Genomic DNA, 14,334 nt, shown 5'->3' with positions numbered 1-14,334 from the left:
CGTTTCAGTTGCGGCGCGCGCCGTCGGCATCCACCAGCCCCACGCGCGTCTGCCGGCCCCAGGTGCCGCGACCCGTCAGGAACGTCCACCAGCCCCAGGCCGCGCCCGTGTGCCTCAGGATCTGGAAGGTGAAGGGCTCGACCAGCGCGGCCGCGAAGGCCTGCACGAAGTTGGCTTCGCCGCCGTTGCCCAGCCAGCGCCGGTACAGGTGCACCGACCACAGGTGGAAGACGAGGTCGAGCACGATCTTCGCGCCGATCACGCCGGCCACCGGCGCCAGCACGCCGAGGTTGCCGCGCACCAGGTACACCAGCAGCAGCCCGAATGCGGCCAGGCCATAGAGCGGCTGCAGCGTGTCGACCGCCTTGACCGGCAGCATCGCGACGCCGAGCCAGCCGTAGCGCCGGTCGCCGACCATCGCGCGGTACCAGAACTGCGTCTGCAGGAAACCGCCGAACCAGCGGCGGCGCTGGCGCAGGAAGGCGCCGGTGCTGCTCGGTGCATCGGTGTGCGCCTGCGCGTCGCCGAGCACGCGCACGGTCCACGGCAGGCCGTGGGCCTGGGCGTGGCGGTGCAGGCGGTGGATGAGCTCGTAGTCTTCGACCAGGCAGTCGGTGTCGAAGCCGCCCACCGCGCGCACGGCCTCGGTGCGAAAGCCCGCGAAGGCGCCCGAGATCAGCAGCAGGCCGTTGACGCGCATCCACGCATAGCGCGAGAGGAAGTTGCGGATGTACTCATAGGTCTGGAACCACTGGAAGCAGCGGCCGGCCAGCGTACGGCTGCACACGGGCGTGATGACGCCGGTGGCGGCCACGAGCTCCGGCTCCTCCGAAAAGGCGCGGCGCACGGCGCCGATGGCGCGGCCGTCGAGCAGGGTGTCGCCGTCGACCGTGAGCACGATGTCGGTGTCGATGCACAGGATGGCCGCGTTCAGCGCCACCGCCTTGCCGCCGTGCGGCAGCCGCAGCCAGCGCAGCGAGGGATGCAGCGTGCTGGGGGCGCTCAGCGCGCCGGGCTCCGGAGCGACGAGCCCGTAGCGGGTGGTGAGCAGTTCGGCCGTGCCGTCGCTCGAGCCGTCGTCCGCGATCACGATGCGGTCGGGCAGGTCGCTCTGGGCCAGCAGGGCGGCCAGCGTTACCGGCAGCACGGCGGCCTCGTTGTGCGAGGCGACGATCACGCCCAGGGTGTTGCGCCGCGCGGCTGCCGCCGGCGAAGGCGTCGGCCGAGGCCGCAGGATCGGCAGCGTCATCCACGCGACGAAGAGCAGCAGCACCGTGTCGTACAGCACGTAGGCCACGCCCACCGACCATGCCCCCACGTCGACCGCCTTGAACGCCATGGCGAAGAGCAGTGCCCACAGCACGAGCACGCCCCCGTGGATCAGCCAGCTGCGCAGCGGCGTGGCGGGGGGAGACAGGCGCGGCGACGCGGCCAGGAAGGCGCTTTGCAGAGGATCGTTCAAGGGAAGTGGCCCGGGCGGCAGTCGGTCGGTCGATTGGTGGTTCGTGATACGCAAATACTCGGCCTGCGGTTTCGAAAAGCCCGGGGAATGCCCGGACAATCGCACGCGCTTCCGACTGAGTCGGCCCCCGCCCGAAAATTCCCCGCATGCTCGCACAAACCCGCTACACCCGAACCGCGATCGCGCTGCACTGGCTGATCGCGGTGCTCATGATCATCAACATCGCGCTGATCCTGCTGGTCGACCGCTATCCCGACGAGTGGGTGCGCCCGGCCGTCGACACCCACAAGTCCATAGGCATCACGGTGCTGGGCCTGGTCATCATGCGCATCCTCTGGCGCGCCACGCACAAGCCGCCGGCCATGCCGGGCTCCTACGGCGCCTTCGAGCGCTTCGCAGCCCACCTGGCGCACGGCGCGCTGTATGGGCTGATGATCCTGCTGCCGCTGTCGGGCTGGATGCACGACTCGGCCTGGAAGGACGCCGCCACGCACCCGATGCAGCTCTTCGGCCTCTTCGAATGGCCGCGCATCGGCTGGATCATGGCCATCGAGCCGACGGTGAAGGAAACCTGGCACACCGTGCTGGGCGGCGTGCACGAATGGGCCGGCTACGTGCTGTACGTGCTCGTCGGCCTGCACGTGCTGGCCGCGCTGAAGCACCAGTTCCTCGACGGCGAACGCGAACTGCAGAGGATGTGGCCTTGAACGCCGACCTCATTGCGCGCATCGACGCGCTCTCGACCCATCACGACGCGGTGCACGAGGGCGTGCGCGTGCGCTGGCGCCGCTTCGGCACGGACACCAGTCGCCCGCCGCTCGTATTGCTGCACGGCGGCCACGGCAGCTGGATGCACTGGCTGCTCAATGCCCAGGCACTCTCGGCCGGCCGCACGCTGTGGCTGCCCGACATGCCCGGCTTCAACGAATCCGACGCACCGCCGCGCGTGGCACCCGGCGAAGACCCGCTGCAGCCGCTGCTCGCCGCGCTCGGCGGCACGCTCGACCAGCTCATCGGCGCAGGCACCGTCATCGACCTCGGCGGCTTCTCCTTCGGCGGGCTGACGGCCGCGCGCTTCGGCGCCGGTCGCGGTGCGGTCCGCCGGCTTGCGCTGATCGGCAGCGGCGGCCACGGCACGCTGCGGCGCATGACGGCGCAGATGATCAACTGGCGCGCCGCCCCCGACCGTGAGGCCGAACGCGCCGCGCTGCTGAACAACCTGGCCGCTCTGATGCTGCACGATCCGGCCGCCATTGACGCGCTGGCTTTCGAGATCCACGACATCTCCTGCCACGGCACGCGCTTTCGCAGCAAGGAGGTGTCGCAGTCGGGCGGGCTGCAGCAGGCGCTGGCCACGATGGGTGTGCCCACGCTGCTGCTGTGGGGCGAGTTCGACGTGACGGCCGATCCGCGCCCGCTGGTGGCGCAGCTTGCCGCCGAAGGTCCGGGGCGCGAGGGCGTGGTGATTGATGGCGCCGGGCACTGGGCGCAGTATGAGCGCGCCGACGAGGTCAACGCGCGGCTTCTGGAGTTTTTCCGCTGAGCCTCGCTGCGGCCGTGATTGCGGCCGCTATTGCTGCTGCTTCACCAGCCCCAGCTTGCGGATGATGTCGCCCCACTGGTCATAGGTGGCGCGCGTCAGGTCGGCCAGCTGCTTCGGGCTCGACGACTCGGCCTCGTACGCGCCCTGGCGGAAGAAGTCGCGCGTGGCCGACATCGCCAGTACCTGCGCCAGCGCGGCATTGAGCTTCTCCACCACCGGCGCCGGCATGCGCGCCGGGCCGTAGAAGCCCAGCCAGCTGGGCATGTCGACGCCGCTCACGCCCTGTTCGCCCATGGTGGGCACGTCGGGCAGCATCGGGCTGCGCTTGGGCGCGGCCACCGCGAGCATGCGCACCTTGCCGGTGGCCGTGTTCTGGATGGCGTTGGGCGCCGCGTCGAAGTAGTACTGCACGCGGCCCGCGAGAAAGTCCTTGGCCGCGTCGGCGCCGCCCTTGTAGGGCACGTGCACCACGTCCAGCCCGGCCTGCCGCGCGAAGGCCTCGCCGTAGATGTGCGAGGAGGTGCCGGTGCCGAAGGAGGCATAGCTCATCTTCCCCGGATTGGCCTTGATGTATGCCACCAGCTCCTGCACCGTGCGCGCCGGCACGCTCGTGTGCACGGTCAGCACCAGCGGGCCGCGCGCGCCGAGCGAGATGGGCGTGAGGTCCTTGAACGGGTCGTAGCGCACCTGCGCCAGCGTCTGCGGGTTCTGCGCCACCACGGAGGAGGGCGCGTACATGAAGGTGTAGCCGTCGGGCGCGGAGCGGATCACTTCCTCGGTCGCGAGGATGAAGCTCGCGCCCGGCCGGTTCTCCACGATCACCGGCGTCTGCAGCACCTCGCCGAGCTTGTTCGCGACGAAGCGCGCCTGCGCGTCCGAGGCGCCGCCGGCCGCCAGGCCCAGCACGATGCGGATCGTGCGGCCCTTTTCCGGAAAGGGCGCGGCGGCAAGGGCCGGCAGCAAGGGGCTTGCGGCGCCGAGCGCGAGCCAGGCCGCGAAGCGCCTGCGGTGCAGCGAAGCGGAAAAAGAAGAAGCCGTCATGTCGCTCATTGTTTGACCAATCCGACCTGCTGCACCATCGCGCCCCAGCTGTCGTAGGTCGAGCGCGTGATGCTCGCGAACTCGGCCGGCGTGGTCGCGCCCGCCTCGTAGCCGCCGCTGCGGTAGAACTCCTGCACCTGCGGCATCGCCAGCACCTTGGCTAGCGCCGTGTTGAGCTTTTCCACCACCGGCGTCGGCATGCGCGCCGGCCCGTAGAAGCCCAGCCAGCTCGGCAGGTCGAGCCCGGCGTAGCCCTGCTCGGCGAAGGTGGGCACGTTGGGCAGCGCCGCGATGCGCGCGTTCGATGCCACCGCGAGGATCTTCACCTTGCCGCTGGATGCGGTGATGATGGCCGAGGAGGCCGAGTCGAACATGTACTGCACGCGCCCGCCGATCAGGTCCTTTGCCGCGTCGGAGCCGCCCTTGTACGGAATGTGCACCGCGTCGATGCCGGTCTTCTTCACGAAGGCCTCGCCGTAGATGTGCGAGGAGGTGCCCGCGCCGAACGAGGCGTAGCTCACCTTGCCGGGGTGCGACTTCACGTAGGCCACCAGCTCCTTCACGTTGTTGACCGGCACGGTGGTGCTCAGCGACAGCACCAGCGGCCCGCGCCCGCCCATCGAGATGGCGGTGAAGTCCTTGAACGGGTCGTACGGCACCTGCGCGAAGGTGTGCGGGTTCTGCGCCATGGTGGAAGAGGGCGCGTACAGCAGCGTGTAGCCGTCGGGCAGGGCGCGCGACACCTCGTTGGCCGCGAGCATGGTGCTGGCGCCGGGCTTGTTGTCGACGATCACGCTGGTGCCCAGCACCTCGCCGAGCTTCTGCGCAACGATGCGCGCCTGCGCGTCGGTGCCGCCGCCGGGCGTGAAGCCCACGACGATGCGGATGGGCTTGCCGCGCGCCGGGAAGTCCTGCGCCATGGCCATGGGCGCGAGGCCCAGAAGGACTGCGGCGCCGATGGCCGAGCCGAAGGCACGGCGGGTGCCGTGGGGTTTCTTCATCGATGTCTCCGTTGGAATGCTTTTTCAATATTGATCTTGAAATCCATAAAAATCCATATTTACTAGGGAATACCCCAAATATTGGACTTTTAACTTTCAAAAAATGGAAAGTGAAATCAAAATACGACGAAACAAGCCAAGCCGAGAACGCATCCATGAAAACTGTCGTCCGTACCGACGAGCGCATCCTGTCTTCCGACATCTTCGACCGCGACAGCCGCGTCAAGCGGCCTGACCACGGCAGCTGGGCCGAGCCCGGCAAGAGCATTCCGGTCTATCACCGCTGCGGCGTGCTGGTGGTGGGCGGCGGCCCTTCGGGCACCGCCGCCGCTGCCGCCGCCGCCCGCGCGGGCGCCGACGTTGCGCTGCTGGAGCGCTACAACCACCTGGGCGGCCTGTCGACCGGCGGCCTGGTCATCTGGATCGACCGCATGACCGACTGGGAAGGCAAGCTGGTCATCCGCGGCTTTGCCGAAGAGCTGTTCGACCGCCTGCCGGCCGAGGCCATCGCCGGCCCGGCGCGCGATGACTGGGGCTCGCAGGACGCGGCCAAGGCCGCCCACTGGTCGCAGCGCACCGCCGCCTACCACGGCGTCGTCACCTGGTCGCCCACCATCGACCCAGAGCGGCTGAAGCTGCTCTCGCAGGAGATCGTGCTGGAGCGCAAGGTCAAGCTCATCTACCACTCGTGGGCCGCCATTCCCATCGTGCAGGACGGCGCGGTGAAGGGCGTGGTGTTCGAGAGCAAGGAGGGCCGCATGGCCATCATGGCCGACGTAGTGGTCGACGCCACCGGCGACGGCGACCTGTTCGCCCGCGCCGGCGCCGAGTACGTGAACGACATCGAGGAGGCCGACGTGCATCACTGCATGAACACCTCCTGGCTCTTCGGCGGCGTGGACATGAACCGCTGGATCGAGTTCAAGGCCGGCCAGCCCGAGGCCTTCACCGCCTTCATGGCGGGCGGGCGCGAGCAGTGCGGCCTGTTCGAGCGGCCCTTCGTCTCGTGGCGCAACGACGTGGCGCTCTTCATGGGGCCGCGCCAGTCGGGCTACTCGGCGCTCGACGTGGACGACCTCACCGCCGTGGAGGTGCGCTCGCACCGCGCCATGGCCGCGCACCTCGACTACTTCCGCGCCCATGCGCCCGGTTTCGAGAACGCCTACCTGATGCTGAGCGCGCCGCAGATCGGCGTGCGCCATGCGCGCCGCCTCGTCGGCGTGGGCTCGGTGCTGCGCAGCCAGTGGCCCGACGGCGTGCCGCTGGCCGACGAGATCGGCATGTCGCCTGCCGTCTCGCCCAAGTTCCCGAACATCTCCATTCCCTACGGCGCACTGGTGCCGAAGCAGCTCGACGGCCTGCTGGCCTGCGGGCGCCACATCTCCTGCGACCGCAACTCGCACGGCTTCATGCGCGAGATCCCGCAGTGCTGGATCACCGGACAGGCGGCCGGCGTGGCGGCCGCGCTCGCCTCGCGCGGCGGCATCGAGCCGCGCTTCGTCGACGTGGGTGCGCTGCAGTCCGCGCTGCTGGAGCAGGGCGTGCATCTGCGCGCCGGGGCCGGTACGGGGCAGGGCGCGGCGGCTTCGCCCGCCACGGCCGAGGCCGGCGCCTGATGGGCCTGCACTGGAACTCGCACGGCCATGAACCCGGCAACCCTCCATCCGCGAGCCTCTACATTCGGTAGTCCCGATCCTGAGAGTCTTGCGAAGGGTTCCTCCATGTCCACCGAAAAGAACGACACCTCTTTCCCCCAGGCCGAACAGCAGGCCGACGCGCGCGGCGAGCGCTCCGACACCGTGAGCGCGCTGGAGCGCGGCATCTCGGTGCTGCGCTGCTTCAGCGAAGACCGGCCCGTGCTCGGCCATGCCGACCTGGCGCGCATGACCGGCATTCCGCGCGCCACCGTCAACCGGCTGGTCGCCACGCTGCTCTCGCTGGGCATGCTCAAGCCGGCGCAAGCGCCCGACCGCTTCATGCTCGGCCCGGGCGTGGTGTCGCTGTCGCGCGTGTTCCTCGGCAGCCTCGACGTGCGCGCCGCCGCACGGCCCAGCATGCAGGCGATGGCGGAGGAGGTGGGGGCTTCGGTCTACCTCGCGATCCGCGACGGCATGGAGATGGTGCTGATCGAGGCCTGCCGCCCGCGCTCGTCGATGCTCTCGGCGCGTCTCGACGTCGGCTCGCGCGCACCGCTGGCCAACTCGGCGCTCGGCCGCGCGTACCTCTCGGCGCTGCCCGAGGCGCAGCGCAACCAGCTCGTCGACTCGATGCGCCTGCTGCGCGGGCCCGAGTGGGACAGCATCGCGCCCGGCATGAACCGCGCCATCGGCGAATCGAAGCGGCTGGGCTACTGCCTTTCCCTCGGCGAGTTCCACCGCGAGATCAATTCGGTGTCGGTGCCCCTCATCGGGCCCGACGGCGAGGTGATGGCGCTCAACGGCGGCGGCGCCGCCTTCGTGTTCACGGAAGACCGGCTGCGCAACGAACTCGCGCCGCGCCTGCACGACATCGCGCTGAGCATCGCGCGCGACATCGGCGGGCACGTGCCGACCCCGACACCCACACCCTCGCCGGGCTAGCAGTCCCGGCCGGGGTCCATTCCCCACGACACAGAAGAACGGAGACACAGGTCATGCACCTGAGCGATGAAGAAAAAGCCATGTACGACGGCCGCGACGGCCCGGCCGTGCAGAAGGCGATGGACCTGCTGGTGCGCTACGGCGAGGCATTGGGGGCAGAGCGATTGGTCGAGACGCGCAACGTCTGTGCCACCATCACTTCGACCACACCCTTCCAGCGCGACTTCGCGCTCGCAAAGGGCGGCGGCATGGACGCGGTGTTCTCCGAATTCAGCCTCGACAGCCAGGAGACCGTCGAGATCCCCAAGTTCAAGGTCTTCACCAGCCACCTGCAGCTGGGCTTCGACCCCGGCCAGCCCGAGCGCATGGGCGTGAGCGAGGAGATTGTCCAGTTCTACAACAAGAGCGAGCGCCACGCGGCCGGCCTCGGCGCGCAGATCATGAACACCTGCACGCCCTACCAGGTCGGCAACATCCCGACGCGCGGCGAGCACTGCGCGTGGATGGAGTCGTCGGCGGTCGTTTACTGCAATTCGGTGCTGGGCGCGCGCACCAACACCGAAGGCCGCGAGAGCACCGGCGCGGCCATGCTCACCGGACGCATTCCCTACTGGGGCTACCACCTCGACCAGAACCGCCGCGCCACGCACGTGGTCGAGCTCGACATCGAAGTCGAATCGGTGCAGGACTGGGGCCTGCTCGGCTATTACATCGGCGAGCACGTGCAGGAGCGGGTGCCGGTGGTGCACAGCCGGCGCGGCATCTCGCGGGTGCCCAACCTGCCGAGGCTCAAGCACTTCGGCGCGGCGGCCTCGTCCTCGGGCGGCGTGGAGATGTATCACATCGCCGGCGTCACGCCCGAGGCGCTCACGCTCGAGCAGGCGCTCGGCGGCAGGGCGCCGGTGGAGGTGCTGCGCTATGGCGAGGCCGAGCGCCGCGCCACCTACGAGAAGATCAACATCACGGCCAGGGACGCCGAGGTGCAGTACGTGATGCTGGGCTGCCCGCACTACACGATCGAGCAGATCTGGGAGGCCGCGCAGCTCATCGAAGGGCGCAAGGTGCATCCTGACTGCGAGCTGTGGATCTTCACGCCGCGCGCCATCAAGGCGCTGGCCGACCGCAACGGCTACACCAAGATCATCGAGGACGCGGGCGGCATCATCATGGGCGACAGCTGCTCGGCCATGAGCCGCGCCGTGCCCAAGGGCACGAAGACAGTGGCGCTCGATTCCGCCAAGCAGGCGCACTACCTGCCCGCCATCCTCGGCGTGCAGGCCTGGTTCGGCAGCACGGCCGAATGCATCGACGCGGCCTGCACGGGCCGCTGGAACGGGGGCTACGCATGAGCGCCGAAGCAGTGAAGGAGCAACAACAAACCATCGTCATCCGCGGCCGCAAGGTGGTGGGCGGCGTGGCGGAAGGCGAGGCGCTGGTCACGCGCGACCGCATCTCGGGCTGGGGCGGCATCGACCCGCGCACCGGCACCGTCGTCGAGACGCGGCACGAGCTGCGCGGGCAGAGCTTCGCGGGCAAGGTGCTGGTGTTCCCGGGGGCCAAGGGCTCCTCGGGCTGGTCGGCCATGTTCCACATGACGCGGCTCATGAACTCGGCGCCGGCCGCGTTCCTGTTCAACGAGATGACGACCAAGATGGCGCTGGGCGCCGTGGTCACGCACTCGCCCGCGATGACGGACTTCGAGCGCGACCCGCTCGAATGCATCGAGACCGGCGACTGGGTGCGCGTGGACGCGGACCGCGGCGTGGTCGAGATCACGAAGAAGAAACAGGAAGGTGCCGCATGACCCGCCCGCTACGCAGCAACTTCCCGCGCGGCTCCTATCTCTGGTCGGTGCGCAATGCGCACTGGCGCGCGCTCGGCATTCCGGAGGAGGACTGCGAGAAACCCAAGATCGCCATCGTCAACAGCTCCTCGGAGCTGGCCGCCTGCTTCAGCCACCTCGACCGCGTGGCGGCGGAGATCAAGGAAGCCATCCGCGTAGCGGGCGGCGTGCCCTTCGAGATCCGCACCGCCGCGCCCAGCGACTTCATCACCGGTGCGGGTGCACGCGGCGCCTACATGCTCGGTGCGCGCGACCTCGTCACCAACGACATCGAGGTGGCCGTCGAAGGCGCGCAGCTCGACGGCATGGTCTGCCTTACCTCCTGCGACAAGACCGTGCCGGGCCAGCTCATGGCGGCCGCGCGGCTGAACATCCCGACGCTGCTCGTGCCCTGCGGCTATCAGCCCAGCGGCGAGTACAAGGGCCACCACATGGACATCGAGGAGGTGTTCATCGGCGCGATGCATGCCGTCACCGGGAATCTTCCCGTTGAGGAACTGGTGGGCATGAGCCGCGAGGCCATCCGCGGCCCCGGCGTGTGCTCGGGCCTGGGCACTGCCAACTCGATGCACATCGTCTGCGAGGCGCTCGGCATGGCGCTGCCCGGCAGCGCGCCGGTGGCCGCGCTGAGCCCGAAGATGATGGCCGACGTGCGCGCGGCCGGCACGCGCATCGTGCAGATGGTGTGGGACGACCTGAAGCCCCGCGACATCCTCACGCCCGGCGCCTTCGCCAACGCGGTGCGCGCGGTGCTGTCGATCGGCGGCTCGCTCAACACCGCCAAGCACCTGCAGGCGGTGGCGACCGAGGGCGAGACCGGCGTCGACGTGTACGGCATGTTCGAGCGCCTGGGCCCCGAGACGCCGGTGCTGGCCGGCGTGCGGCCCATCGGCAACGACTCCATCGAAGCCTTCGAGGCGGCCGGCGGCTGCCGCGCGCTGATGAAGCAACTGGAGCCGCTGCTCGACACCGGCGTGCGCACCGTCACCGGCGGCACGGTCGCCGACAACCTGCGCGATGCCGAGGTGGCCAATGCCGAAGTGATCCGCCCCATCGGCCGGCCGGTGGCGCCGCTGCCGGCCATCGTGCTGCTGCGCGGCAACCTCGCGCCGGAGTCGGGCCTCATCAAGACCGGCATCGCCGAGCGCAAGGTGCGCCGCTTCACCGGCCCGGCCGTGTGCTTCTGGACTTCGGACGCGGCCATCGCCGCGCTGAAGAAGGGCGAGATCGTGCCTGGGCAGGTGGTCGTGATGCGCGGCGCCGGTGCCTGCGGCGGTCCGGCGATGGGCGGTGGCGCATCGCGCGTGGTCTTCGCCGTCGACGGCGCGGGGCTCGGCGACCAGGTCGCGCTGCTGACCGACGGGCACCTCTCGGGGCTGGTCTGCAAGGGCCTCGTGGTGGCCGAGGTGTCGCCAGAGGCCGCGCTCGGCGGGCCGCTCGGTCTGGTGCGCGACGGCGACGTCATCACCATCGACCTCGACGCGCGCCGCCTCGACATCGACCTGAGCGACGCCGAACTGCAGGCGCGCCGCGACGGCTGGCAAGCGCCCCCGCTGATGCATGACACCGGCTGGCTGCAGCAGTACCGGCGCAACGTGAGTCCGCTTTCCAAGGGCGCGGTGCTCGTGCGCACCGAACGCACCGTGCCCCCGGGCTAGGCCTTTTTCAACCCCGGCTTTCGCCAACCGGTGCGGACCCCCGTCCGCACCCGGTGGCGCAGCCCTGCGCGCCTTCGTTAGTTCGACAGAGTTTTCAACCCAAGAAAAGAAGCAGGAGACAAGCAAACCATGAAGAGAATCTTGATGTGGTCGGCGCTGGGGCTGGCCGGCACCGGCGTGGCACAGGCGCAATCCAGCGTCACCGTGTTCGGCGTGATGGACCTCGGCATCCAGTACACGAACGGCGCGGGCCCGGGCGGCGGCTCGGTGAAGGCGCTGTCGAACGGCGGGCTTTCCACCAGCCGGCTCGGCTTTCGCGGCACCGAGGACCTCGGCGGCGGCCTGCGCGCGGGCTTCTGGCTCGAAGGCAGCCTGAACCCCGACACCGGCACCGGCCGCCCGAGCAATTCCAACAACCAGGCCAGCGGCGCGGGCACGGCGGGCCCGATCACCTTCGACCGCATGTCCTTCGTGAGCCTCTCGTCCGACACGCTGGGCGAACTGCGGCTGGGCCACGACTTCATTCCCACGCACTACAACAGCATCTACTTCGACCCCTTCAACGCCAACGGCGTGGCGCGCGCGGGCAACCTGACCTTCGCGGCCGTGGGCACGGGGCCGCTGCCCACCACCATCACCGGCAGCAACACCGTGAGCTACTGGCTGCCGCCCAACCTCGGCGGCTTCTACGGCATGGCGATGGTGGGCACCGGCGAGAACGACTCGACCCTGGCGAACCGCCACGACGGCAACTTCGCCGGAGCGCGCTTCGGCTTCGCATCGGGCGCCTTCGACGTGGCGGCGGCGGTCACGCGCTCGAAATTCAACGCCACCGCCACCGTCGGCAACTACACGCACGCCAACATCGGCGGCTCGTCGGGACGCGGGCTTCGCCAAGTTCTTCGCGCTCTACAACAAGGTGACGGTGAGGCTGGCGGCCGGCACGGTGCGCAAGAACACGGCCGAGATCGGTGCGCACATCCCGGCCTTCGAGGTCGGGCGCATCCGCATCAGCTACGCCTACCTCGACGACCGCAGCGACGAGAGCCTGCGCAACGCCAACGGCATGCCGCGCAACCGCGACGACGCGCGGCAGTTCGGCATCGGTTACGTGCACAACCTGTCGAAGCGCACCGCGCTCTACGGCACCTACGCGAGGCTGATGAACAGCGGGCAGGGGCGCTACGTGGTCAGCGGCGGCGTGGTGCCGGCGGCCGGGCATCGCTCGACCGGCTGGGAATTCGGCGTGCGCCATCTCTTCTGAAGCGGAGGCATCCCATGCAACGCAGAACCCTGACCCTGGCGGCCCTCGCGGCCGCGGCGCTGCCCAGCACGGCGGCATGGAGCGCCGATGCGTTCCCCAACAAGCCGCTGAAGCTGATCGTCGGCTTCGCGGCCGGGGGCGGTGCCGACGTGCTCTCGCGCATCATCGCGGAGGGGCTGGCCAAGCAGCTCGGCCAGCAGGTGATCGTGGAGAACCGCCCCGGCGCCGACGGCGTGCTCGCCGCGCAGGCCACCTCGTCGGCCAGGCCCGACGGCTACACGCTGCTGATGGGCACCAACACCGCGATGGTGGCCGCGCCCACGCTGCGGCCGACGCCGCCCTACGACCCGTTCAAGGCCTTCACGCCGATCAGCTCGGCCGGGCAGTTCTCGATGTTCCTGGTGGTGCCCACCAGCCTGCCGGTGAAGAGCGTGAACGAGCTGCTGGCGCTGGTGGCGTCGAAGCCCGGTGCGCTCAATTCGGCGTCGAGCAACAGCGCCTCGGAGCTCGCGATGCTGCAGCTGCTGGGCGACCGCAAGGTGGTCAACGCGCGCTACAAGGGCGACATGCAGGCCATGACCGATCTGCTGGGCGGGCAGATCCAGATGATGTTCACCACCGGCACGCTGGCGCCGGGCTTCGTGAAGGAGGGGCGCATCCGCGCGCTGGTGACGCTGCTGCCGCAGCGCAGCGCCCTGTTGCCCGACGTGCCTACGGGCGGCGAGCTCGGGCTGGGCAAGCTCACCATCACGCCCTGGGCCGGCTTCTTCGGCCCGCCGGGGTTGCCGCAGGCGATCACCGACAGGCTCTCGCAGGAACTTCAGAACACGCTGAAGCGCCCCGAGGTGCACGCGCAGCTGGTGCAGCAAGGCTTCGAGGGCTACGGCATGAGCCCCGCGAAGTTCGCCGAGTTCTTCCGCACGCAGTACGACGCTTTCGGCGCCACGGTGCGCGAGCACAACGTCAAGTTCGAATAGCGGCCGCTTCGCGGCGCCAGAAGGCCGCGTCGGGAAAGCTGCCCGCGCCGGCCGCCGCGTTGTCGGCCATGTGCTCGCGGCGGCTGGTGCCCGGGATCGTGCAGGTCACGGCCGGGTGGCTCAGCACGAACTTCAGCAGCACCTGCGCCCAGCTGGTGCAGCCGATCTCGCCGGCCCACGGCGGCAGCGGCTTGTCGCGCAGCCGGCGCAGCAGTCCGCCGCCGCCGAAGGGCATGTTGACGATCACCGCCACACCGCGCTCTGCGGCCAGCGGCAGCAGCCGCTGCTCGGCCTCGCGCGCATCGAGCGAGTAGTTGATCTGCAGGAAGTCGAGCTTCTCTGCCTTCAGCACCGCCTCGACCTCGCCATAGGCCGAGGCGGTGTAGTGCGTGACGCCGATATAGCGCACGCGGCCCTGGTCCTTCCAGCCACGCAGCGTGGCGAGGTGCGTGCGCCAGTCGACGAGGTTGTGCACCTGCATCAGGTCCATGCGCCGGGTGCGCAGACGTGAGAACGACTGCTCCATCTGCGCGATGCCGGCCTCGCGGCCCGAGGTCCAGACCTTGGTGGCGAGGAAGGCTTTGGCCTGCTGCTTCGACGCGGCCAGCAGCTCGCCGGTGGTTTCCTCGGAGCGGCCGTACATCGGCGAGCTGTCGATCAACGTACCGCCGGCCGCGAACAGGGCGTCGAGCACGCCGGGCAGGCGCGCGTATTCCTCGCTGCCGGGGCGCTGGTCGAAGCCGATCCAGGTGCCGCAACCGATCACGGGCAGCGCTTCCTTGGTGGAGGGGATGGGGCGGGTGTTCATGGCGGGCTTGGACGGGGTTTGGGCGAAGGCCGGTAGCGCGGCGCCGGCGCACAGCGCGAGGCCCAGGCGCAGCAGTTCGGCGCGGGTGAGGGCGGGAAGGTCGTTCCGGGGCGGCATTGCCGGCCAGTATCCGGTGGCGCGACGGCGGGCGCGATGCC

At 69.7% G+C, this 14,334-nt stretch carries 13 protein-coding genes and 1 pseudogene; 10 read left to right on the top strand and 4 right to left on the bottom strand.

What is annotated here, in order from left to right; all coding sequences use genetic code 11:
• Nucleotides 1–4: 4 nt before the first annotated feature.
• A complete protein-coding gene (locus ACHMXA_RS21285) occupies nucleotides 5–1,462 on the bottom strand; it encodes a glycosyltransferase (protein ID WP_395316312.1) in 1,458 nt (485 codons plus the stop codon).
• 146 nt (nucleotides 1,463–1,608) lie between these two features.
• On the opposite strand from ACHMXA_RS21285, the gene ACHMXA_RS21280 reads away from it, so the two are divergent.
• Both ACHMXA_RS21280 and ACHMXA_RS21275 read left to right on the top strand, forming a co-directional pair.
• Nucleotides 1,609–2,169, top strand: a complete 561-nt coding sequence (locus ACHMXA_RS21280; RefSeq protein ID WP_395316311.1) for a cytochrome b — start codon at nucleotides 1,609–1,611, stop codon at nucleotides 2,167–2,169.
• Nucleotides 2,160–3,005, top strand: a complete 846-nt coding sequence (locus ACHMXA_RS21275; protein ID WP_395316310.1) for an alpha/beta fold hydrolase — start codon at nucleotides 2,160–2,162, stop codon at nucleotides 3,003–3,005. The genes ACHMXA_RS21280 and ACHMXA_RS21275 overlap by 10 nt, the downstream gene beginning before the upstream one ends.
• A 27-nt stretch (nucleotides 3,006–3,032) precedes the next feature.
• Here ACHMXA_RS21275 and ACHMXA_RS21270 read toward each other — a convergent pair whose 3' ends face one another.
• Together ACHMXA_RS21270 and ACHMXA_RS21265 are read right to left on the bottom strand one after the other, a co-directional pair.
• Entirely contained in the window at nucleotides 3,033–4,046 is a 1,014-nt protein-coding gene (locus ACHMXA_RS21270; RefSeq protein WP_395316309.1) for a Bug family tripartite tricarboxylate transporter substrate binding protein, read from the bottom strand.
• A 5-nt stretch (nucleotides 4,047–4,051) separates the two neighbouring features.
• On the bottom strand, nucleotides 4,052–5,047 hold the full coding sequence (locus tag ACHMXA_RS21265) for a Bug family tripartite tricarboxylate transporter substrate binding protein (RefSeq protein ID WP_395316308.1): 996 nt from the start codon (nucleotides 5,045–5,047) through the stop codon (nucleotides 4,052–4,054).
• Nucleotides 5,048–5,202: 155 nt separating this feature from the next.
• On the opposite strand from ACHMXA_RS21265, the gene ACHMXA_RS21260 reads away from it, so the two are divergent.
• From ACHMXA_RS21260 to ACHMXA_RS21225, 8 genes and pseudogenes are all read left to right on the top strand, one after another.
• Complete coding sequence (locus ACHMXA_RS21260) at nucleotides 5,203–6,663, top strand: FAD-dependent oxidoreductase (protein ID WP_395316307.1); 1,461 nt, start codon at nucleotides 5,203–5,205, stop codon at nucleotides 6,661–6,663.
• A gap of 105 nt (nucleotides 6,664–6,768) precedes the next feature.
• The gene (locus ACHMXA_RS21255) at nucleotides 6,769–7,626 is read left to right on the top strand and encodes an IclR family transcriptional regulator (RefSeq protein WP_395316306.1); all 858 of its coding nucleotides are present in this window, start codon (nucleotides 6,769–6,771) and stop codon (nucleotides 7,624–7,626) included.
• Between the two features lie 53 nt (nucleotides 7,627–7,679).
• Nucleotides 7,680–8,975, top strand: coding sequence for an aconitase X (locus ACHMXA_RS21250; RefSeq protein ID WP_395316305.1), 1,296 nt, complete (start codon nucleotides 7,680–7,682; stop codon nucleotides 8,973–8,975).
• Nucleotides 8,972–9,430, top strand: a complete 459-nt coding sequence (locus ACHMXA_RS21245; protein ID WP_395316304.1) for an aconitase X swivel domain-containing protein — start codon at nucleotides 8,972–8,974, stop codon at nucleotides 9,428–9,430. Before ACHMXA_RS21250 ends, ACHMXA_RS21245 begins: the two co-directional genes overlap by 4 nt.
• Nucleotides 9,427–11,127 (top strand): dihydroxy-acid dehydratase, encoded by a 1,701-nt coding sequence (locus tag ACHMXA_RS21240; RefSeq protein ID WP_176666826.1) that lies wholly within the window; start codon nucleotides 9,427–9,429, stop codon nucleotides 11,125–11,127. The genes ACHMXA_RS21245 and ACHMXA_RS21240 overlap by 4 nt, the downstream gene beginning before the upstream one ends.
• Before the next feature lie 129 nt (nucleotides 11,128–11,256).
• Nucleotides 11,257–11,913: pseudogene (locus ACHMXA_RS21235) on the top strand (porin); the annotation flags it as partial.
• Nucleotides 11,914–12,046: 133 nt separating this feature from the next.
• Nucleotides 12,047–12,391 (top strand): porin, encoded by a 345-nt coding sequence (locus ACHMXA_RS21230; RefSeq protein WP_395321342.1) that lies wholly within the window; start codon nucleotides 12,047–12,049, stop codon nucleotides 12,389–12,391.
• Nucleotides 12,392–12,405: 14 nt separating this feature from the next.
• Nucleotides 12,406–13,368, top strand: a complete 963-nt coding sequence (locus ACHMXA_RS21225) for a Bug family tripartite tricarboxylate transporter substrate binding protein (protein WP_395321340.1) — start codon at nucleotides 12,406–12,408, stop codon at nucleotides 13,366–13,368.
• Here ACHMXA_RS21225 and ACHMXA_RS21220 read toward each other — a convergent pair.
• Nucleotides 13,355–14,293, bottom strand: a complete 939-nt coding sequence (locus tag ACHMXA_RS21220) for an aldo/keto reductase (protein ID WP_395316303.1) — start codon at nucleotides 14,291–14,293, stop codon at nucleotides 13,355–13,357. The two genes, ACHMXA_RS21225 and ACHMXA_RS21220, sit on opposite strands and share 14 nt — an antisense overlap.
• Between the last annotated feature and the right edge of the window lie 41 nt (nucleotides 14,294–14,334).

Origin of the sequence: Variovorax sp. UC74_104, from assembly GCF_044055375.1 — a bacterium.
GTDB lineage: Bacteria > Pseudomonadota > Gammaproteobacteria > Burkholderiales > Burkholderiaceae_C > Variovorax.
This window is presented reverse-complemented; position numbering and strand designations above follow the sequence as displayed.

Excerpts from the sequence above, each read along its gene's own strand:
- ACHMXA_RS21280 (WP_395316311.1), top strand. The coding sequence starts at position 1,609 with ATGCTCGCACAAACCCGCTACACCCGAACCGCGATCGCGCTGCACTGG.
- ACHMXA_RS21270 (WP_395316309.1), bottom strand. The coding sequence starts at position 4,046 with ATGACGGCTTCTTCTTTTTCCGCTTCGCTGCACCGCAGGCGCTTCGCG.
- ACHMXA_RS21265 (WP_395316308.1), bottom strand. The coding sequence starts at position 5,047 with ATGAAGAAACCCCACGGCACCCGCCGTGCCTTCGGCTCGGCCATCGGC.
- ACHMXA_RS21260 (WP_395316307.1), top strand. The coding sequence starts at position 5,203 with ATGAAAACTGTCGTCCGTACCGACGAGCGCATCCTGTCTTCCGACATC.
- ACHMXA_RS21255 (WP_395316306.1), top strand. The coding sequence starts at position 6,769 with ATGTCCACCGAAAAGAACGACACCTCTTTCCCCCAGGCCGAACAGCAG.
- ACHMXA_RS21250 (WP_395316305.1), top strand. The coding sequence starts at position 7,680 with ATGCACCTGAGCGATGAAGAAAAAGCCATGTACGACGGCCGCGACGGC.
- ACHMXA_RS21245 (WP_395316304.1), top strand. The coding sequence starts at position 8,972 with ATGAGCGCCGAAGCAGTGAAGGAGCAACAACAAACCATCGTCATCCGC.
- ACHMXA_RS21240 (WP_176666826.1), top strand. The coding sequence starts at position 9,427 with ATGACCCGCCCGCTACGCAGCAACTTCCCGCGCGGCTCCTATCTCTGG.
- ACHMXA_RS21225 (WP_395321340.1), top strand. The coding sequence starts at position 12,406 with ATGCAACGCAGAACCCTGACCCTGGCGGCCCTCGCGGCCGCGGCGCTG.
- ACHMXA_RS21220 (WP_395316303.1), bottom strand. The coding sequence starts at position 14,293 with ATGCCGCCCCGGAACGACCTTCCCGCCCTCACCCGCGCCGAACTGCTG.